Source organism: Allobosea sp. P2_B12 (genome assembly GCF_056404835.1).
This window is the reverse complement of the sequence record NZ_JBFUDG010000004.1, coordinates 220,465-238,784: the sequence shown is the minus strand read 5'-3', so window position 1 is coordinate 238,784 and position 18,320 is coordinate 220,465. Positions and strand designations below refer to the sequence as shown.

Genomic DNA, 18,320 nt, shown 5'->3' with positions numbered 1-18,320 from the left:
AGTTGATACCATGCAGCCGACCCTGACCCCGCTTTCGCCCGAGAGCTTCCGCAGCAAGCCTTGGAAGAATGGCGGCGGCGTCACGCTCGACATCGCCGATGCCAGCCGTCCGGGCGCCGATCCCGCGGGCTGGGAGGGCATGATCTGGCGGCTCGGCCGCACCGCCATCGTCCAGCCCGGCCCGTTCTCCGACCTCACCGGCTATGAGCGCCTGCAGGCGGTGATCGTCGGCTCCGGCCTCGTGCTGGACGGCGAGGATGGCGAGATCGACCTGCGCCAGCCCTTCCGGCCGGTACGCTATGATGGCGGCATTCCCCTGGTCAGCCGGCTGGAGAACGGCCCGGTCGAGGTGGTGAACCTGATCGCCGACCGCTCGCTCTGCGCGATCGATCTGGTGGTTCCGGTGGTGGGGGAGGGCATCGCGCTGAGCGCCCCGACGCATATCCTCTACGCGCCATGTGAGGCCGTTCAGGGTCGCTGCGGTGAGATGGCGTTCACGGTCGAGGCGGGCCATGCCCTGCGGATCGATGCGCAGGCGGAGGCGGCGCTTACGGTCGAAGCGGGCCAGGCCCTGCTGGCGAGCATCCGGCCGCGCTAGTCGCAGCGGATCGGCTGGGCCTTGCGCGGCAATTCGCCGATCGCGGGGACGAACTGTCCGGTCTCGGGGTCGAGCAGCATCAGCACGCCGGTGGCGACGGCGAAATAGGCGCCGTGCAGATGCAGCCGGCCCTTGCCCTCAAGGATTTGAACACAGGGGAATGTGCGCAGATTGGCCAGCGACTGCTGGATCGAGGACAAGGCGAGGCGCTCGACATAGCCGTCCAGCGTCTCATGACGGCCGCGCCCGCCGGTGCGCTCGGCGGCAGGCCCGATCAGCGTGATCCATTTGCCGATGAAGTCGCCCGAGGAGAGCGGCCCCTGGGCGTCGTCGGCGAAGGCGCGGATGCCGCCGCAGCGGCCATGGCCGAGCACGACGATATGCTCGACGCGCAGCGCCTGCACGGCGTATTCGAGCGCGGCCGAGGTGCCGTGGAGCTGGTCGTCGGGCGAGAAGGGCGGCACCAGATTGGCGACGTTGCGGACGACGAACATCTCGCCTGGCCGCGCATCGAAGATCACCTCCGGCGAGACGCGCGAATCGCAGCAGCCGATCAGCATGATCTTCGGCGTCTGGCCGCTTTCGGCGAGCTGCTCGTAGCGGTCCTTCTCGCGGTCGAAGCGATCGTCGAGAAAGGCGCGGTAGCCTTCCGTCAGCCGGTCGGGAAAGGAGGCTGCTGGCGAGGGGGCTGCTGGCGTGTCCATGCTGTCTTCGAACAGGAGACGCACGGTTTCGTCAAGCGCGTGCTGCATTGCGGCAGGCCCGACGCCGGATCAACAGGCCGCGAGTCGCGTCCGCAGGCGTGCTGCGAGTTCCAGCGGCTCGCCCGCCAGCGCGACCGTCTTGAGGCGGGCGGTCGCGCCGGCCGCGAGCATCACGGTCGAGCGCGGCAGGTTCAGTTCACGCGCCAGAAGCGCGATCAGGGCGGCGTTGGCCTGCCCGTCGCTGGGCGCCACGCGGACCCTGAGCTTCAGCACGGTGCGGCCATCGGCCAGGGTCTCGATGCCGTCGATCGCGTCGCGGCCGCCGCGGGGGGTGAGCCGCACCGTTAGCCGCAGGCCATCGCCGGCGACGGTCCAGGGCTCGGCCATGTCGGATACGGCCGGCGCCTTCAGAAGACGGCGGGGTAGAGATAGAGCACGATCACGCGCTCGATGAAGAAGATGATCAGCAGCAGGATGATCGGTGAGATGTCGATCCCGCCCATATTGGGCAGCATGTTGCGGATCGGGCGCAGGACCGGTTCGGTGATCCGGTAGAGCATGTCCCAGACCGTCGAGACAAATTGGTTGCGGGTGTTGAGGACGTTGAAGGCGATCAGCCAGCTCAGGACGGCCGAGATGATCAGCAGCCATGTGTAGATCTGCAAGGCAAGCAGCACCACGTCGAGAACGGCACGCATCGGCATTCCTCTTGATCGTCGTTGAACAGCCGCGCCTTGTCCCCATGCACCTCATGAACCCATGGCGCAGGCGATTGACAGACACGCGACGCAAGGCCTAGAAGGCCAGCGCCTCGGGGCTGTAGCTCAGATGGGAGAGCGCTGCAATCGCACTGCAGAGGTCAGGGGTTCGATTCCCCTCAGCTCCACCAAGGCCCTTCGGAAGACGCTGAATTGGCGGATCTGCGGGCCTTGGTGGGAACGTCCCCCGACGCGTCGCCATTCTTGATCAGCATGCCGGTTTCCGGCCAAGCGTCTTCGGCCCTTCAGCCGAGTTCGCATTCCGCGAGATAGGCGGCTTCCAGCATCTGGCGGCAGGCGGCGGCCTGCTCGCGCACGGCTTCGAGCGTGATGTGGTTGCCGATGTCGGCCAGGTCGCGCAGCGCGAAGTCCACGGCCGACATGAGATCGAGCGCGGGGCCAGCCGGAGCCTCTGGCCGCATCTGCGGCAGCCGAAACTGAAGAACCTGTCCCATGTCACTCTCACTGTTGGCGAATCGCCGGGCAGTGTGACGCGAACGGGGTCAGCAATCCGTTAATGGTGCGATGGTTGGGGCGGGTCAGTTCTGGACGAAGTTCGTCGGCAGGGCCCTGACGGCCGGGCCGCTGAACGAGCCGGTTCTGGCGTCGCTCGGCTCGGCATGGCTGAAGCCGAGCGCTGCGGCCGGGCTTGGTCCTGCGATCGGCGTTGTGACTGGGGCGGTCGTCCTGGCGCGGGCGGTCGCGACCGTCACGGTCCGGCCGGCGGGCGGCAGGCTGCGCGAGACGGCGGCAAACAGGGAATCGAGGTTGGAGCGATCGGCGTCATATTGCTGCTCGATCGGCGTCGGAGCCGGGCGAGTGGGCGCCACCGAGGCGGCCACGGTCACGCCGCCGCTCAGGGGACGGCTCGGCGGCAGCGGATGGGTCACGGTGACAAGCTTGCCTTCGGGAACGGCGGTCGGCGCCGCGGTCGTGACAGCGTCCGAGCCGCGCAGGCCGGCCGATGATGCGGTGCTGAACTGGGGCAGCATCAGGCTGGCGAAGGCGGCGGGACGCGCCGGCGGCAACGGGGCATTGGTCGGCTTGCCGGCGATGACGGGCTCAGCGACCGCCGCAATCTCGCCCGGTCGGCGCGGCGGCAGCGCCGCCAGGATCAGCCTCTGATCGGCGAGGCCCGGCTGCGGCGCGAAAGCCAGCGCGCCGCCGCTGGCGGGAAGGGCCGCGACCTGGACGGCGCCGTCGGCCTCGCCCGGCTGCTGCGGCAGGGTCAGGCCGCGCGGGCGGGCCAGCGGAAGCGGGGCATCGACCAGCGCCGGCCGGTTGTCCTGAGGCGGGGGTGCGGCCGCGGCGTTGACCGGTGCGACGGCCTGAGTCTCGGGGGGCTCGGCTGCGCGCGGTGCGAGCCGCTCGGCGCGTTCGCGGCCCAGCGAGCGCGAGGCCGGCTCGGGCGCGACGGCGGCCAGAGCGAAGCGGCCGCCGTCGGAGGCATTGCTGTCCGAATAGCTGTTGTTGGCATAGGCCATGACGGTCGGCTGCGGCTTGGGCGCGGCGCGCCTGCCGCGCGTCGGGCGGGCATCGGCCTCCTCGTCGTCGCCGCCGAAGAGCGCGGACCACAGGCTCTTGCGGCCCGAGGCCATGATCGCGCCTTCGTCGTTTTCGGCCGAGGCATAGCCCATCACCGAACCGCCGCCCGCGACGATCTCTGCCATGGCGACATCGTAGCCGCCGAGCGGCTTGCCGTCGGCGGGGAGATGGACGGTCTTCTCGTCCGGGAAGAGCCGCACGAGCTGGTCGCGCGTCATGCGTGGCCAGGAGCGCACCGAGCCGGCGTCGAGATGGACGAAGGGGTTGTGCGCGCCCGGATAGAAGCCGACGCCGCCGCGCTGCAGCCGCATGCCGGCCTCGCGGATGCGGGCGGTCGGGGTGTCCGGGAGATAGAAGTCCATCGCCTTGCCGAGCATGTGCTGGCTGTGCTTGGCGACGGCGCGCGAGCGGCGGCGCAGCATAGAATTGGTGCCCGGCGAACGATAGGCCGAGACGACATGGAAGGGCTGCTCGGAGCCGACGGCGCGCTGGACCTCCCAGGCGACGTCGAACAGGCGCGGATCCATCCGGATCGGCTCGTCGGTGCGCCAGTCGCGCAGGGCCCAGTTCAGCTTCTCCAAGCCTTCGGAGACATAGCGGCCGTCACGCCTGAAGGTGACGGTCGTCTCCTCCTTGGTGTGCATGTGCCGGATCGTGATCGTCCGGGTGTCGCCATTGGCGACGGCATCCTGGGTGCCGCGCACGCCGAGCAGCAGCGCGCCGGCGCCGAGCCCCAAGGCCAATGCCCGACGAAGAAGCGGTTTCGAGCGCGACACAAGCCGTCCCGAAAGCGTGGCGTTTGACCTGCCCAATCTGCCTGACCCGTCTCGATGCCCCGGCTGAGCGGCGCGATGAACGTGAACGAACAGTTGCGGAGAAGCGTTAACGACTGGTTAGCAGGCCCGCAATCGGCGTGCCATCGGTTTCTGCGCCAGGGCTCGCTATCTGTGGATCGTGGCGGAATGGTGCCTTCGACACAATCAGCTGCGCTGTTCGAGCGCCTGACGCACCATGCGGTGGAAGCCGTAGAGGTCCTCGAAGGTGGTCAGCTTTCCGTCCGCATCGACGACATGGGTGTTGTAGACGAGGTGGATCGCCAGCGGCTGCGGCAGGTTGATGCGTCGTTCGCCGGAGCCGATCAGGCGCTTCAGCCGCTCCTGCGTCCATTCCGGGCCGAGCACCTGGTCGGCCAGCAGGAAGGGATTGTCGACACGGACGCAGCCATGGCTGAAGGCACGGCGCTCATTGGCGAAGAGCCGGCGGTTGGGCGTGTCGTGCAGATAGACCGAATGGTCGTTGGGGAACATGAACTTGATCCAGCCGAGCGCGTTGCGCTCACCCGGCGGCTGGCGCACCGAAATGCCACTGCGGGTGCGCGTCACGACATAGCCGCGCTTGGCCGCGTATTCGGGATCGGCAGCCAGCCCCGGCAGGAATTCCTTCTTCAGGATCGAGGGCGGCACGAACCAGGACGGGTTGACGATGACGTGGTCCATCTTGTGCGAGAAGATGGGCGTCGCGGATTCAGGCTTGCCGACGATCGCGCGCGTCTCGTGGACGACATGGCCGTCGCGGACGACGCGGACACGGAATTCCGGGACATTGACGGTGATGTGGCTTTCGCCGAGATCGGCCGGCAGCCAGCGCCAGCGTTCCATCTGCGCGATGACGTCCTGCTCGCCGCGTGCCGTCGCCGGCGTGCCGAGCGCGGCCAGCGTCTGGGGGCTGAGGATGCCGTTGGCGGGCAGGCCGGCCTGCTTCTGGAACGTCGCCAGCGCAAGCGAGGTCGAGCGGTCGAACACCGGCTCCTCGGTCGGGCCGAGGCCGAGACGCGCACGCACCAGCGGCACACGCTCGTCGCGCATGCCGAGCTTCAGCGCAGGGCCGGCGGGAATGCGCACCAGCGGCGTGTCGTCGAGATGCTCGCGCAGTTCGGCGAGCTTGGCCCTGAGGCGGCGATAGCCTTCATGGGGCGGGTTGTAGGCGGCCAGCACCGCGCCCGCGTCGGTCGCTGCCGTCAGTTCCGACAGGACCTCGGTGGCTGAGGGCAGGAAGAGCGTCGGCGTCAGCAGCTTCGACAGGCGACGCGGATCGACGCGCGCGCCGCGCGCATCGCGGGCATAGAGCACGGCAAGCGCCGACAACCGGACATCGGCCTCGGCGAGGCTGCCCCTGTCGCTCGCCTCAAAAGCCGGGAGGGGATAGTCGGTCGGCCGCAACCCGTCCTCGCCAGCGCGACCGAGCTGGGCGGTCAGGCGCAGACCGGCCTCGCTCCAGCCCTTGCCGTCGATCCAGAGGGGTCGGTTGTCATTGGCCTGATAGGCGGCGAGGATCTCGGCGCGCTCGCGTTCCGCCAGCCGCGGCAGCGCCAGCGCCTCGGTGGCGCGCGCGGCGATGTCGGCGGCGAATCCCGAACCCGGCGGCAGGTCGACCACGACCTTCGGCAGATCGGGCGGCGCGATCAGCGGCTCGGCCGAACGCAACGGCTCGGGCGCGGCCTGGGTTTTGAAGGTGGGCGTCAGGACCGGATCGGATGGCGGCAGCTCGATCTCGGGAATGTCGAGCGTCACCGGCTCGTCCGCGACGCCAGGCGTCGTGGCGGAAGGAGACGGCCGTTCGGGCGCAATCAGGGTGCCATGCGGCTGGGCGGCCGGAGTGACCGCGCCCGTGACCATGCCCGGCTCGGCGGCCGCGATACCGGCAGATCTGGATGTCGTGTCCGGCCCGGCTTCAGGGCTGGCGGCGGGCGTTGCCTGCGCCTGAGCTAACGGCTTCTCGTCGTCGAGGATGACGAGAGCGGGCTGTTCCGGCAGCGGAATGCCGAGTGTCGGGTCGATCGAGCTGGTGCCTTCTGCGAAGGCCGCTGCGGTTCCGAGAGCAAGGGCAAGAGCCGAGACGCAAGCCAGATTCGCCCATTGGCGACGACGCATGGTCGCTATCCCCAGATTCTGCCGAGAGCCGCATTCCTGCGTGACTCGGCCTGTTTCGGCAAGATGCGGCGGCGCAACAGACGCCTGCATTCGGTTGGTCGCAGCTCAGGCCGCGTCGGTTTCATCCGCGGCTGATTCGGCCTCGATCAGCCCGTAATCCTTGAGCTTGCGGTAAAGCGTCGAGCGGCCGATGCCGAGCTTGCGCGAGATCTCGGACATGTGCCCGCGGTAATGCGCCAGCGCGAATTTGATGATCTCGCGCTCGAGGTCGTCGAGCTTGCGCATGTCGGAACCTTCGACGAGGTCGAGTGCGTTAGGGTCGCGCACCGGCATCTGGATGATGCGCGGGGTCTCGTTGCGCGCCTCCGAATAGGGCAGGGAGGCAGGCGCCGGCGGGATGCGGACGTCGTAGCCTTCCATCTGGGCGGCGATCTGCGGGAATTCGGCAACGGTGAGCTCATCGCCATCGGCCAGCACGACGGCGCGGAACATCGCGTTCTCAAGCTGGCGGACATTGCCGGGCCAGTCGTAGCCCGAGATCAGCGAGAGCGCCTCGGCGGTGATTCCGCGCAGCTTCTTGCCCTCCTCGGCGGCGAACCGCGCCAGGAAGCCGCGGGCAAGATCGGGAATGTCCTCGCGGCGCTGGCGCAGGGGCGGCAGCGTGATCGGGAAGACGTTCAGGCGGTAGTAGAGATCCTCGCGGAATTCACCCGCCTTGACCTGGTCGAGCAGGCTCTTGTTCGTCGCCGAGATGATGCGGATGTCGACGCGCACCGACTTCTTGCCGCCGACCGGATCGACCTCGCCCTCCTGGATGGCGCGCAGCAGCTTGACCTGTGCGTCGAGGGGGAGTTCGCCGACCTCGTCGAGGAAGAGGGTGCCGCCGCTGGCCTCGACGAATTTGCCGACATGGCGTTCGGTTGCGCCGGTGAAGGCGCCCTTCTCATGGCCGAACAGGATGGATTCGACGAGGTTGTGCGGGATCGCGCCGCAGTTCACCGTGACGAAGGCCTTGCCCTTGCGGTCGCTGGAGCCCTGGATCGCACGTGCCAGGACCTCCTTGCCGACGCCGGATTCGCCCTCGACCAGGATCGGGATGTTCGACTTGGCGGCGCGCTCGGCGAGGCGCACGACGCGGGCCATGTCGGCGCTCTTGGTGGCGAGGTCGCGGAAGCTGAGCGTGCCGGAGTTGCGGCGCTTGATGTGGCGCAGCTCATGTTCCAGCGCGCCGAGCTTGAGCGCGTTCTTGAGCGAGATCTGCAGGCGCTCGGCGCCGACCGGCTTGACGACGAAATCGACTGCGCCGGCGCGCATCGCCTGGACCACGGTCTCGATCGAGCCATTGGCCGTCTGCACGATCACCGGCGTCTCGATGCTGCGCTCGCGCAGCGCGGCGAGAACGCCCATGCCGTCGAGCTCGGGCATGACGAGATCGAGCACGATGGCATCGAAACGTTCGCCGCCGGGGCCGCAGATTAGCGCGAGCGCGGCGTTGCCGGTCTCGGCGGTGACGACATCATAGCCGAAGCGCTTGAGCATGGCGTCGAGCAGGCGGCGCTGGACGGGATCGTCGTCGACGACGAGAACGGTGGCGGTCATGTCACCTCGGTAACGAGCAATGGCGTGCTGAAATCACTGGGAACGCGGAATCGCTGTTCCGTTCTGGTGCATCCTCGGCCAGAACGGTTAAGCGGTGCTTAAGCGGGTTCGCCGCTCTGCGACGACGTCAGTCTCACGCCAGCGTTGATCGCGCTCCCTGCCCCGCGCATATGAGTACCAAGGCCGACCGAGCTTGCGAGGTGATCCAGAGATGACGATTGCGTTTGACGAGGCGATGCGCGCCAGCGCCGGAGAGACGGCCGCCGGCACGGCCAAGGCGCTCGGCAAGCTGCCGGAATGGGACCTCAGCCATCTCTATCCGTCGATGGATTCACCCGCCCTGAAGGCCGATCTCGACCGCGCCATGACCGAATCGCAGAGCTTCGCCTCGCTCTATCGCGGCAGGCTCGTGGCGCTGGCCGAGCGTGAGGATGCCAGCACGGTGCTGGCGGAAGCGGTCGCTGCGTTCGAACGCCTGAGCGATCTGCTCGGCCGAATCGGTGCCTATGCAGGCCTCGTCTATGCCGGCGACACCACCGATCCGCAGCGCGCCAAGTTCTATGGCGACACGCAGGACAAGCTGAATGCGGCGGTGACGGAACTGCTGTTCTTCGAGCTCGAATTCAACCGGATCGAGCCGGTATTGCGGGCACGGCTGTCTGAGCAGGCGCCGCTGTCGCACTGGAAGCCCTGGCTCGACGATCTCGTCAAGGACAAGCCGCATCAGCTCGAGGATCGGGTCGAGGCACTGTTCCACGAGAAGTCGATGACCGGGCAGGCCGCCTGGAACCGGCTCTTCGACGAGACCATCGCCTCGCTGCGCTTCACATTCGGCGACGAGGAATTAACCCTCGAACTGACGCTGAACAAGCTTCAGGATGCCGATGGAGCGGTCCGCAAGGCGGCGGCCGAGGCGCTCAGCGAGGTCTTCCGCGCGCATCTGCGCACCTTCGCGCTGATCACCAACACGCTCGCCAAGGACAAGGAGATCTCGGACCGCTGGCGCCATTTCGAGGATGTCGCGGATTCGCGCCACCTCGCCAACCGGGTCGAGCGTGAGGTGGTGGATGCGCTCGTGTCTGCCGTGCGCGCCGCCTATCCGCGGCTGTCGCATCGCTACTACAAGCTCAAGGCCAAATGGTTCGGCCGCGAGCAGCTCGATTTCTGGGATCGCAACGCGCCGCTGCCGCAGGTCGAGCAGCGCACGATTCCGTGGTCCGAGGCGCGCGACACGGTGCTCGACGCTTATGGCGCCTTCTCGCCGGCGATGGCGGGCATTGCGCGCCGCTTCTTCGACGAGAAATGGATCGATGCGCCGGCTCGCCCGGGCAAGGCGCCCGGCGCCTTTGCGCATCCTACCGTGCCCTCGGCGCACCCCTATGTCCTGGTCAACTATCAGGGCAAGCCGCGCGACGTGATGACGCTCGCCCATGAGCTCGGCCATGGCGTGCATCAGGTGCTGGCGGCGCCCAATGGCGCGCTGATGGCGCCGACGCCGCTGACCCTGGCGGAAACCGCGAGCGTCTTCGGGGAGATGCTGACCTTCCGCCGCCTGCTCGACGGCACGACCGATCCCAAGCAGCGCAAGGCGATGCTGGCGGCCAAGGTCGAGGACATGATCAACACGGTGGTGCGCCAGATCGCCTTCTATTCCTTCGAGCGGAAGGTCCATGAGGCGCGAAAGTCCGGCGAACTGACGGCCGAGACCGTGTGCGAACTGTGGATGAGCGTGCAGGCCGAGAGCCTGGGACCGGCGATCCGGCTCGGCTCAGGCTATGAGCCGTTCTGGTGCTACATCCCGCACTTCATCCATTCGCCGTTCTACGTCTACGCCTATGCCTTCGGTGATTGCCTGGTGAACTCGCTCTACGGGGTCTACCAGAACGCCGCCGAGGGCTTCCAGGAGCGCTACTTCGCCCTGCTCTCGGCCGGCGGCACCAAGCACCATGCCGAGCTTCTGGCGCCCTTCGGGCTGGACGCGCGCGATCCGGCCTTCTGGCAGATCGGCCTGACGATGATCGAGGGCATGATCATCGAGCTCGAAGGGATGGAGTGAGGCGCGCGGAACCCTCTCCCGTAGGGAGAGGGTAGCGTGAGGGGTCGGCTGTTCGATCAGCCGGATGAAACCCAACCGCTCGCTGGTTCAAGCCAACGATATCTGGCCGACACCTCACCCCTGCCCCTCTCCTTACAGGAGAGGGGTTCTGCGTTGCGGTTCGCGCCTCAGAACTGCACCCGCAGTCCCACCTGCGCGATGTTGGCGGTGTAATCCGAGCCCTGCGCGGTCGAGTTCAGGCGCTCCTGGGTGAAGCTCGCACGGACCGAGAAGGTGCGGGTCAGCTTGTATTCGACGCGGGCGCCGTAGCTGGTGACGTCCTCGCGCAGGCTCTGACCGTCATATTCGGTGCGACCGAAGCTGGCGAGGCCGGTGACGACCAGGTTGCGGCGCAGGGCGTGGGCGACCTCCAGCGAGACGCGTCTTGCTGTCGTGCCCGACGAGCCTGCGATGGTGGTGTCGCCGAGCTCGGAGGTGCCGCGCAGCGTCACCGTGGTCAGCGGCGTCGGCGACCACAGGATCGCGGCGTCGCCGATGAAGCCCTTCAGGTTGCGCAGGCGGCCGTCATCGTATTTGCGGTTCTGGTAGCCACCCGAAATCTCGCCGGTGAGCTGGCGGCTGATCTCGAAGGTCGAGCCGACACGTCCGGTGACGCCGTCGGAGGAGCGCCGGTAACCGCTCGAATCGACCGCCTCGTCGAATTCGCGCGTGTCGACCTCGCCCTGGACGAAGGGCTTGAAGCCGGGCGTGACTTCGTAAGCCGCGCGCAGGCGCAGGCCGTATTGTGTCTGGTTGCGGTCGCGCTGGCTGACGATGCCGCCATTGCTCAGCTGGCCATCCTCGTAGTCGCTGCGGTCGACCGAGCCGCGCAGCGTCATCTGCAGACGGTTGATGTCATGGGTGACGCCGGCGGAGGCGCCATATTGATAGACCAGCGGACGGCCCGTGACGGCGGCGGTGAGGTCGGGCGAACCTGGCCGCTGCGTATCAAGCTTGGCGCGCGTTTCGAGCAGGATGCGGGTGTCGCGCGAGGCGTCGAGCCGCAGGTCGAGGCTGCCCTCGCCATCGGGGCGCGAGGCGTCGCGATTGCGGAAGAACTCGCTATAGCCGCCGCGCAGCTTGCCCTTGAGCTCATGCACGTTCCAGTCCGACTGGATCTCGACCTCGCCGTCAGTCCGGCTGAAAGGCGAGCCCTTGCGTGCGGAACTCGCGGCGCGTTCCGGATTGCTGTCGTAGCCGATGCCGCTGGTGAGCGAAGGTTTCAGCACGACGCTGCCGAGCCGCAGGCCGAGCGGCGCGTAGGGATCCAGGTCCGGAATAGGCCGGCGGCGTTGCGGCAGAGGTGGCGGCGGCGCCGGCGGCATAACGGTGACCGTCGCCTGCGGCGCGCGGACCTCGCGCTGGGTGACGCCGCGCACGGCTGTCGCACGCACCGGACGGCTGGCGTTCGAGGGAGCCCGGCGCGAGACCGTGGAGCGCTGGTTTTGAATCGGTGTCGCCGGATCGGGCACCGCCTCCGGGGCGGCCGGGAGCACGGAAGCGGGCGGTTGCTCCGACGGCGGCTGTTGGGCGACATAGGCTGGAACCGTCGGACGCAACGGCGATCGCCGCGCCTGCTGGGCCAGGACGGCGGTCGCAGCGAGCGCGAGGCTCGCCGCAGCGACACCGGTCAGGAGCAGGGTTGCGCGGCGGGACACGAGGCTTCGTCGCTCCAAAGCATGAGCTCTGGCGCACCCGGGATGGCGCGCATGGTTAACGGAGTTAGAACGAACTCGGTTAACGGCGCGTCAATGAAGCGAGGGTTGTGGGAGGCTCGATGCGCGTGCCGACCCGCGATGGTGGAAAGTCCGGCGGCGTCTGTGCTAGAGCGCCCGCCATGACAGCCGATATCCGCGCCTCGGCGCTCCGCACCATCGCGACCGAGCGCGCCGGCCTCGATACGCTCCATGCCGCGCTCGGCGACGGCCTGGGCGCGCCCTTCGCCGCCGCCGTGGCGATGATCCAGGCGGCCGGCGGGCGCGTCGTCGTCTCCGGCATGGGCAAGTCCGGCCATGTCGGGCGCAAGATCGCCGCCACGCTGGCCTCGACCGGCACGCCGGCGCATTTTGTCCACCCCGCCGAGGCTAGCCATGGCGATCTCGGCATGGTCCAGCCTGACGACGTGGTCATCGCCCTGTCCTGGTCGGGCGAGACGGCGGAGCTTGCCGCGATCGTCGCCCATACCAGGCGCTTCCGCGTCGGGCTGATCGCGATCACTGCCAATGCCGAGAGCGCGCTCGGGCGCGAGGCCGATGTGACGCTGCTTCTGCCCAAGGCCGAGGAGGCCTGCCCGAACGGGCTGGCGCCGACGACCTCGACGACGATGCAAATGGCGCTCGGCGATGCGCTGGCGGTGGCGCTGCTGGAGGCGCGCGGTTTCTCGCGCCAGGATTTCTTCGTCTACCACCCCGGCGGCAAGCTCGGTGCGCAGCTCAAGACCGTCGCCAGCATCATGCATCGCGATGCGGCGCTGCCATTGGTCGGGCTCGATGCGGCGGTGCCGGACGTGATCGCGATGATCTCGGCCAAGGGTTTCGGCTGCGCCATCGTGATCGATCCCGATGGTATGCTCGCTGGCGTGGTCACGGATGGCGACCTGCGTCGCAAGCTGATCGGCGGTGGCTCGGCCCAGCGGGCCCGCGACGTGATGAGCCCCAATCCGCGCCGGATCGCGCCCGACGCGCTGGCCGGCGAGGCGCTGGAGATGGTCAACCGGCTGCGCATCACCGCACTGATCGTGGCCGATTCGGACGCGCGCCCTGTCGGGCTCGTTCATGTGCACGACCTGCTCTCGCTCGGGGTGGCCTGAGCCCGCACGAGCCGGACGGCATCTCCCGCGCCATCCTTCATTTGCATCACGACGAGGCCGGGAGCGGGCGCTAACCTGCATGATCGTCTTTCGATCGGGAGGGGTATGCCGTGCGCCTATGGCTCGTTCCAGTGATGCTCGCGGCAGGGAGTTCCCTCTGCGCGGCGCAGGTTGCCGACAGCCCCGCCTGCAAGCTGTTCACGCAGAAGGAGGCCTCGGCTTATGTCGGAGCATCGGTTGGTGCTGGGGAGAGCAGCTTCATGCCGGGCGCCATCGGCTGTGCCTGGTCCGACGACGCCGCGGGCTCCAAGTTGGACATCAACGTGCTTCCGGCCGGCAATGCCCTCCAGCTCAAGAGGTGGGGATTTGAAAGCTTCGAGGGATTCCGGGCCGTCCCGGATATCGGCGCGAGAGCCTATGTCGCTCGCAGTCCGGTCATGGAGATCGCGGGACAGAAATACGGTGGCGGTTGGCAGGCCGGAGCCATCGTCGGCAGCGATTATGTCGCTGTCGGTCTCAAGGGTCCAAAGGCCAACGCCGAAACCGCAGTGGCCTTCCTCAAGGACGTGATCACGCGGCGTCAGCGGTAAGGCAGGACCAGCCGGAACCGGGCGGATCAGCTTTTCAGCGGGTCGTTCTCGATCAGGATCGGCTGGCCATGCGGCGTCGCCTCGGCTGCCCGCGCCCATGAGGCGGCGAGCGCATCGACACCGTCATGCGAGGCCAGCCCCTTGGCGATGAGCAGGTGCTCCAGCGCCTCGCACCAGCGCTCGTAATAATCCGAGCCATCTCGGCAGCCGCCATTGGCGACCGCCTCGCGGATTTCGGCGCCGAGCGCCTGGGCCCATTCATCCGCGGTGAACACGCCGCGGTCCTGAAGCTCGACCACCAGCGCGAAGACCATCGCCTGCCAGGGTTCGGCGAAGACCGGGCCGTCGGCGTCGCGCGGAATCGGCGTGTCGGCGGCAAGCGCGATGGCGACGTCAGGCCGGCTCAAGATAGCTCTCCCAGGCCTCGATCGAGACCGACGATGTCGGGTCGGCGTCGCGGCCCCAGAGTTCGGGGCCGGTGAAGACGACGGTGTAGAGCCATTGCGCCGTCTCCGGCAGCCCTTGCGAGCCGGTGTCTGGGAAGACATGGCAGCCGGTGACGCGCTCGATCACGCCGCTTTTGCCGCGGGCATAGCGTGGCAGCCGCGTATGGTGGGTCGGGTGCATCACGATGGTGCGGACCGCGTCGCCGACAGCAAACTTCGCCGGTGCGGGAGCCTCGCGCTCGAAAGGAAAGCCGCGCCGCAGCACGGCGGGAACATCGGCGCCTTTCAGCACGCGCTTGGGTGGGCGCGGCGCAGTGACGGGCTCGCCCAGCGCCAGTTCGTCCGGGGTGACGAAGCCATGGGTCACGAGCAGATTGCTCAGGCCGGCCAGCCAGATCTGGTAGTAGGAAAACGACAGGTAGTCGGCCGGCGGGATGCTTTCGCGGGCATGCCGGCTCTCGTCGATGGTCCATTGCCCCATCGCGCCGGCGGCTACGCTCAGCGCCAGCACGCGCTTTTCCCAGTCGCCATGGAAGATCGGCTCGTCGGGTTCAGGCCTGACCGGGCCGAAGCCCATCTGCCCGCCGAGATCCTGTCCGCCGTTCATGACGCGTCTTCCACACGCGGCAGGCCGGTGCCGATCATCGCGTCGCGGTTGACGATGGTGGCGAGCTTCTCCTCCGACCAGCCTTCCGTGTCCGCCGGACGCATCGGAATGACGATGAAGCGGGTCTCGGCGGTCGAATCCCAGACGCGGATGCGCTGGCTGTCCGGAAGCGTCACGCCGAAATCGGCGAGCGTGCCGCGCGGATCGATCACGGCCTTGGCGCGATAGGGCGGGGATTTGTACCAGACCGGCGGCAGGCCGAGCACCGGCCACGGATAGCAGGAGCACAGCGTGCAGACGATCAGGTTGTGTTCGTCGGGCGTATTGAAGCAGGCGACGATGTGTTCGCCGCCACGCCCGCCATAGCCGAGTTCGGCGACGGCGGCCGAGCCATCCGCCTTGAGCCGCTCAGCAAAGGCCGGGTCGGTCCAGGCCTTGGCAACGACGCGGGCGCCGTTGCGTGGGCCGACTTTGGTTTCATAGGTCTCGACGATAGCGTCGAGCGCTGCCGGATCGACATAGCCCTTTGCGACCATCAGCGATTCCAGCGCCTTCACCCGCGCCTCGATCGGGGTGAAGTGATTGTCGTGATGATGGTCGTGGTCGTGATGGTGGTGGCCGCTCATGATGGGCTCCCTGCGGACTTCTCTTGAAACTCAGCTCTTGAAACTCAGCCCTCATCCTGAGGAGCGGGCGCGAGCCCGCGTCTCGAAGGATGGTCCAGTGCGCTCTGGGGCATCCTTCGAGACGCCGCTTCGCGGCTCCTCAGGATGAGGGCTGAGGAGCTGTGGATCAAGCAATCCTGATCCGCGTAGCCCGCTCCAGCCTGACCGCGAGCGCGATCAACGAGGCATCCGAGCCCTTGGGGCCGATCAGCGAGAGGCCCAGCGGTGCGCCCTCGCGGCGTGTCACGGGGACCGAGACCTGGGGGAAGCCAGACAATCCGCCGAGGCAGAGCAGCCGCAGGGCGCGGTTGCGGAAATCGTCGAGTTCGCTTTCGTCGGCGCTGGCGAGCGGCGCGATGTCGGGCACGGTCGGCAGCAGCAGCACGCCGTCGCTGCCCAGCAGCTTGGCGAGCCTGGTGCGGAAGCGTTTGCGGACGCCCTCGCTCTTCGCAAAATCCGCGTCCGTGATCGCCTTGGCATAGGCGAAGCGGTCGCCGACGCCGGGGCCCAGCGGCGCGCCGAAGCGCTCGATCATCGGGCCGTCATTCAGCCAGGCTTCGCGGCCCTGGATGCGGCGCGAGGCCCAGTAGAGGGCATCGAGATCGCGCGCCACGGTCACCGGGAGCGGCTCGCCGAGCACCGGCACGATGCGCTGGACGACGTTGCGCAGCAGCGTCTCGGCCTCCGGCACGGCCTGGGCGAAGAGCTCGTCGGCCGTGAGCAGCCGCGGCATCTCGGGCAGGGCGACCTTGTCCCTGCCGAGCAGGACCTCGCCGACACGGGCGAAGACCTCGCCGTCCCTTGCGAACCAGCCGGGTGTGTCGAAGCTCTCGGCGAGCGGCCAGACCCGCTTGAGCGAGAGCCTGCCATGGCTCGGGCGGATGCCGAACAGCCCGCAATAGCTGGAAGGCGCGCGCACCGAGCCGCCGGTGTCGGAGCCGAGCGCAAAATCGGCCAGCCGCCCGGCCACGGCCGCGGCCGAGCCGGAGGACGAGCCGCCGGTGATGCGCTCGGGCGCGGCCGGATTGATCGGCGCGCCGAAATGCGCGTTCTTGCCGTTGAGCGAGAAGGCGAGCTCGTCGGTATGGGTCTTGCCGACGAAGCGCGCGCCGGCTTCGAGCAGCGTCTTCACGATGGGCGCGGTCTTGGTCTTGATGCCGGATTGCGCCAGCACGATCGGCGAGCCGGCGCCGGTCGGATAGCCCTTGACGTCGAACAGGTCCTTCACCGCGAGCGTCAGCCCGGCGAGCGGGCCGGTCGCGGCGCTCTTCACAGGCGCTTCCGGATAGGGGACGAAGCAGCGGAACGGGTCGTCGACGAGCATCGTGGTCAAATCCCTTTGGTCACTAGCAGCCTTGGGCGTCGCCGTCGGAGCGCGGATCATGCGTCGCTTCGACATGGCCCTTGGGATGCTTCACCAGCATGCCCGCATGGCCGAACTGGTCGGAATAGGCTTCCGAATACTCCTCGACCGGATGGCCCGAGCCGGTCAGCCGGGCGAGCAGCATCGGGTCGAAGCGGCTCTCCAGCTTAAGCGAGATCGAGCCCGCGCCCCAGGTCCGGCCGAAGAGCCAGCGCGGCGCGTCGACGGCGGTCGCCGGGTTCTGGCCGAAGCGGTAGCGCGACAGGATCTGCGCCTGGAACTGCGGCTGTCCGTCGCCGCCCATGGCGCCATAGGACATGATCCGCCCGTCATTGAAGCGGGCGAAGGCCGGGATCAGGGTGTGGAACGGCTTGCGGCCGGGCTGCAGCGGATTGACCGCCTTCCTGTCGAGCGAGAAGGAGACGCCGCGGTTCTGCCAGTTGATGCCGGTGCGCGGCAGGATGCAGCCGGAGCCGTATTCCCAGTAGATCGACTGGATATAGGAGACAGCGAGCCCCGAGCCGTCGATCGCGCCCATCCAGACGGTGTCGCCATCGCCGGTCTTGAAGGGCCAGGATGCGGCGCGCTTGCGGTCGATCGCGGTGGCCTCGCGGGCGAAGACGGCGTCGGTGAGCACGCTCGCGGGGTCGACCGTCGCGAAGGTGGGGTCGGTGACGATCTTGTCGCGGATCGCGAAGGCGCGCTTGGTTGCCTCGACCAGGCCGTGATGATGCTCGAAACCCTCGGCGCGGGAGACGCCGAGCTTCTCGAAGATGCCGAGGATCATCAGCGCGGCGACGCCTTGCGTCGGCGGCGCGAAATTATAGAGCGTCACATCGGGGAGCTTGACCGAGAGCGGCTGGACGAGCCGGGCGGCGAAGGCTTCCATGTCCGCGCGGGTCACGGGCGCTCCGATCCTGTCGAGATCGGTCGCAATCTCGCGGCCGATGTCGCCGCGATAGAAATCGGACAGGCCAGCCTCGGCCAACTGGCGGAAGGTGGCGCCCAGCGCCTCGGGCTTGCGGCGCGTGCCTGCCTTGGGCTGCTCGCCGCCGGGCCAGAAGAACTCGCTGAAGCCGATCGCTTCCTTGGTGGCCTCGATCTGCTGCGGCCAGGTCCGCAATTCCGAGGCCGAGATCTCGTAGCCCTCGTCGCAATGGCGAATGGCATCAGCCAGTAGATCCTTCAGCGGCATCCGGCCACCGAGCGATTGCGAGAGTGAAAGTGCCGCCTCCCAGCCGCCGATCGCGCCCGCGACCGTTAAGGCCGAGTCCGGGCCGCGCTCGGGAATCGTGTCGTAGCCCTTCTCGCGATAGCGCTCGATGGTGGCGAGCGAGCCTGCCGCTCCGCAGGCCTCGATGGCGTGGACCTTGCCGCCGGGCTGATGCACCAGCCAGAAGCCATCGCCGCCGATCGCGTTCATATGCGGGTAGACCACCGAGATGGTGGCGGCCATCGCGACCATGGCCTCGATGGCGTTGCCGCCTTCGGCGAGAACGGCGCGGCCGGCTTCTGAGGCGAGGTGGTGGGGCGCGGCGGCGGCTGCCGTACCGAAGACAGGCGTATCGATCATCAGGGTCTTTTCAAACGCGGCTGCAGTGCCAATTTAGC

General features: G+C 68.1%; 17 protein-coding genes and 1 tRNA gene. 5 read left to right on the top strand and 13 right to left on the bottom strand.

Going from position 1 to position 18,320, the window contains the following annotated elements; genetic code table 11:
• Positions 1 to 10: 10 nt before the first annotated feature.
• Complete coding sequence (locus tag AC1DYU_RS12840) at positions 11 to 598, top strand: HutD/Ves family protein (RefSeq protein ID WP_476791964.1); 588 nt, start codon at positions 11 to 13, stop codon at positions 596 to 598.
• On the opposite strand, the gene AC1DYU_RS12835 is transcribed toward AC1DYU_RS12840, so the two are convergent.
• The 3 genes from AC1DYU_RS12835 to AC1DYU_RS12825 form a co-directional block, all read right to left on the bottom strand.
• Positions 595 to 1,302 (bottom strand): carbonic anhydrase, encoded by a 708-nt coding sequence (locus AC1DYU_RS12835; protein WP_476791963.1) that lies wholly within the window; start codon positions 1,300 to 1,302, stop codon positions 595 to 597. The genes AC1DYU_RS12840 and AC1DYU_RS12835 overlap by 4 nt on opposite strands.
• Positions 1,303 to 1,371: 69 nt before the next feature.
• Entirely contained in the window at positions 1,372 to 1,689 is a 318-nt protein-coding gene (locus AC1DYU_RS12830) for a DUF167 family protein (RefSeq protein WP_476791962.1), read from the bottom strand.
• A gap of 20 nt (positions 1,690 to 1,709) precedes the next feature.
• Positions 1,710 to 2,000 (bottom strand): YggT family protein, encoded by a 291-nt coding sequence (locus AC1DYU_RS12825; protein WP_476791961.1) that lies wholly within the window; start codon positions 1,998 to 2,000, stop codon positions 1,710 to 1,712.
• 115 nt (positions 2,001 to 2,115) lie between these two features.
• Here AC1DYU_RS12825 and AC1DYU_RS12820 point away from each other — a divergent pair.
• A tRNA-Ala gene (locus tag AC1DYU_RS12820) sits at positions 2,116 to 2,191 on the top strand.
• 114 nt (positions 2,192 to 2,305) lie between these two features.
• On the opposite strand, the gene AC1DYU_RS12815 is transcribed toward AC1DYU_RS12820, so the two are convergent.
• From AC1DYU_RS12815 to AC1DYU_RS12800, 4 genes are all read right to left on the bottom strand, one after another.
• Entirely contained in the window at positions 2,306 to 2,515 is a 210-nt protein-coding gene (locus AC1DYU_RS12815; RefSeq protein WP_158482485.1) for a hypothetical protein, read from the bottom strand.
• An 84-nt stretch (positions 2,516 to 2,599) separates the two neighbouring features.
• The gene (locus AC1DYU_RS12810) at positions 2,600 to 4,342 is read right to left on the bottom strand and encodes a peptidoglycan L,D-endopeptidase MepK (protein WP_476791960.1); all 1,743 of its coding nucleotides are present in this window, start codon (positions 4,340 to 4,342) and stop codon (positions 2,600 to 2,602) included.
• 243 nt (positions 4,343 to 4,585) lie between these two features.
• Positions 4,586 to 6,535: a L,D-transpeptidase family protein gene (locus AC1DYU_RS12805; RefSeq protein WP_476791959.1), complete on the bottom strand. Its 1,950-nt coding sequence runs from the start codon at positions 6,533 to 6,535 to the stop codon at positions 4,586 to 4,588.
• 105 nt (positions 6,536 to 6,640) lie between these two features.
• A complete protein-coding gene (locus tag AC1DYU_RS12800; RefSeq protein ID WP_476791958.1) occupies positions 6,641 to 8,134 on the bottom strand; it encodes a sigma-54-dependent transcriptional regulator in 1,494 nt (497 codons plus the stop codon).
• 211 nt (positions 8,135 to 8,345) lie between these two features.
• Between AC1DYU_RS12800 and AC1DYU_RS12795 the strand changes: the two genes are divergently transcribed.
• The gene (locus AC1DYU_RS12795; RefSeq protein ID WP_476791957.1) at positions 8,346 to 10,190 is read left to right on the top strand and encodes a M3 family oligoendopeptidase; all 1,845 of its coding nucleotides are present in this window, start codon (positions 8,346 to 8,348) and stop codon (positions 10,188 to 10,190) included.
• A gap of 167 nt (positions 10,191 to 10,357) precedes the next feature.
• On the opposite strand, the gene AC1DYU_RS12790 is transcribed toward AC1DYU_RS12795, so the two are convergent.
• The gene (locus tag AC1DYU_RS12790) at positions 10,358 to 11,887 is read right to left on the bottom strand and encodes an outer membrane beta-barrel protein (RefSeq protein ID WP_158483548.1); all 1,530 of its coding nucleotides are present in this window, start codon (positions 11,885 to 11,887) and stop codon (positions 10,358 to 10,360) included.
• A gap of 179 nt (positions 11,888 to 12,066) precedes the next feature.
• Here AC1DYU_RS12790 and AC1DYU_RS12785 point away from each other — a divergent pair, with 179 nt between their 5' ends.
• Positions 12,067 to 13,038, top strand: a complete 972-nt coding sequence (locus tag AC1DYU_RS12785) for a KpsF/GutQ family sugar-phosphate isomerase (protein WP_476791956.1) — start codon at positions 12,067 to 12,069, stop codon at positions 13,036 to 13,038.
• Between the two features lie 134 nt (positions 13,039 to 13,172).
• Positions 13,173 to 13,628 carry a hypothetical protein gene (locus AC1DYU_RS12780; protein WP_476791955.1) on the top strand — a complete coding sequence of 152 codons (456 nt, stop codon included), beginning with the start codon at positions 13,173 to 13,175 and terminating at the stop codon, positions 13,626 to 13,628.
• Positions 13,629 to 13,654: 26 nt separating this feature from the next.
• Here the strand turns inward: AC1DYU_RS12780 and AC1DYU_RS12775 are convergent, their stop codons facing one another.
• The 5 genes from AC1DYU_RS12775 to AC1DYU_RS12755 form a co-directional block, all read right to left on the bottom strand.
• The gene (locus tag AC1DYU_RS12775) at positions 13,655 to 14,035 is read right to left on the bottom strand and encodes a nitrile hydratase accessory protein (protein WP_476791954.1); all 381 of its coding nucleotides are present in this window, start codon (positions 14,033 to 14,035) and stop codon (positions 13,655 to 13,657) included.
• Entirely contained in the window at positions 14,022 to 14,681 is a 660-nt protein-coding gene (gene nthB / locus AC1DYU_RS12770) for a nitrile hydratase subunit beta (protein WP_476791953.1), read from the bottom strand. The genes AC1DYU_RS12775 and nthB overlap by 14 nt, the downstream gene beginning before the upstream one ends.
• A complete protein-coding gene (gene nthA / locus AC1DYU_RS12765; RefSeq protein WP_476791952.1) occupies positions 14,678 to 15,307 on the bottom strand; it encodes a nitrile hydratase subunit alpha in 630 nt (209 codons plus the stop codon). Before nthA ends, nthB begins: the two co-directional genes overlap by 4 nt.
• Before the next feature lie 166 nt (positions 15,308 to 15,473).
• A complete protein-coding gene (locus AC1DYU_RS12760) occupies positions 15,474 to 16,670 on the bottom strand; it encodes an amidase (protein ID WP_476791951.1) in 1,197 nt (398 codons plus the stop codon).
• Positions 16,671 to 16,692: 22 nt separating this feature from the next.
• The gene (locus AC1DYU_RS12755; RefSeq protein WP_476791950.1) at positions 16,693 to 18,282 is read right to left on the bottom strand and encodes a gamma-glutamyltransferase family protein; all 1,590 of its coding nucleotides are present in this window, start codon (positions 18,280 to 18,282) and stop codon (positions 16,693 to 16,695) included.
• Positions 18,283 to 18,320: the final 38 nt, after the last annotated feature.

Coding starts and splice junctions, on each gene's coding strand:
- nthA (WP_476791952.1), bottom strand. CDS start 15,307: ATGAGCGGCCACCACCATCACGACCACGACCATCATCACGACAATCAC.
- AC1DYU_RS12830 (WP_476791962.1), bottom strand. CDS start 1,689: ATGGCCGAGCCCTGGACCGTCGCCGGCGATGGCCTGCGGCTAACGGTG.
- AC1DYU_RS12840 (WP_476791964.1), top strand. CDS start 11: ATGCAGCCGACCCTGACCCCGCTTTCGCCCGAGAGCTTCCGCAGCAAG.
- AC1DYU_RS12785 (WP_476791956.1), top strand. CDS start 12,067: ATGACAGCCGATATCCGCGCCTCGGCGCTCCGCACCATCGCGACCGAG.
- AC1DYU_RS12825 (WP_476791961.1), bottom strand. CDS start 2,000: ATGCGTGCCGTTCTCGACGTGGTGCTGCTTGCCTTGCAGATCTACACA.
- AC1DYU_RS12800 (WP_476791958.1), bottom strand. CDS start 8,134: ATGACCGCCACCGTTCTCGTCGTCGACGACGATCCCGTCCAGCGCCGC.
- AC1DYU_RS12795 (WP_476791957.1), top strand. CDS start 8,346: ATGACGATTGCGTTTGACGAGGCGATGCGCGCCAGCGCCGGAGAGACG.
- AC1DYU_RS12805 (WP_476791959.1), bottom strand. CDS start 6,535: ATGCGTCGTCGCCAATGGGCGAATCTGGCTTGCGTCTCGGCTCTTGCC.
- nthB (WP_476791953.1), bottom strand. CDS start 14,681: ATGAACGGCGGACAGGATCTCGGCGGGCAGATGGGCTTCGGCCCGGTC.
- AC1DYU_RS12755 (WP_476791950.1), bottom strand. CDS start 18,282: ATGATCGATACGCCTGTCTTCGGTACGGCAGCCGCCGCCGCGCCCCAC.
- AC1DYU_RS12760 (WP_476791951.1), bottom strand. CDS start 16,670: ATGCTCGTCGACGACCCGTTCCGCTGCTTCGTCCCCTATCCGGAAGCG.
- AC1DYU_RS12780 (WP_476791955.1), top strand. CDS start 13,173: ATGCTCGCGGCAGGGAGTTCCCTCTGCGCGGCGCAGGTTGCCGACAGC.
- AC1DYU_RS12835 (WP_476791963.1), bottom strand. CDS start 1,302: ATGGACACGCCAGCAGCCCCCTCGCCAGCAGCCTCCTTTCCCGACCGG.
- AC1DYU_RS12815 (WP_158482485.1), bottom strand. CDS start 2,515: ATGGGACAGGTTCTTCAGTTTCGGCTGCCGCAGATGCGGCCAGAGGCT.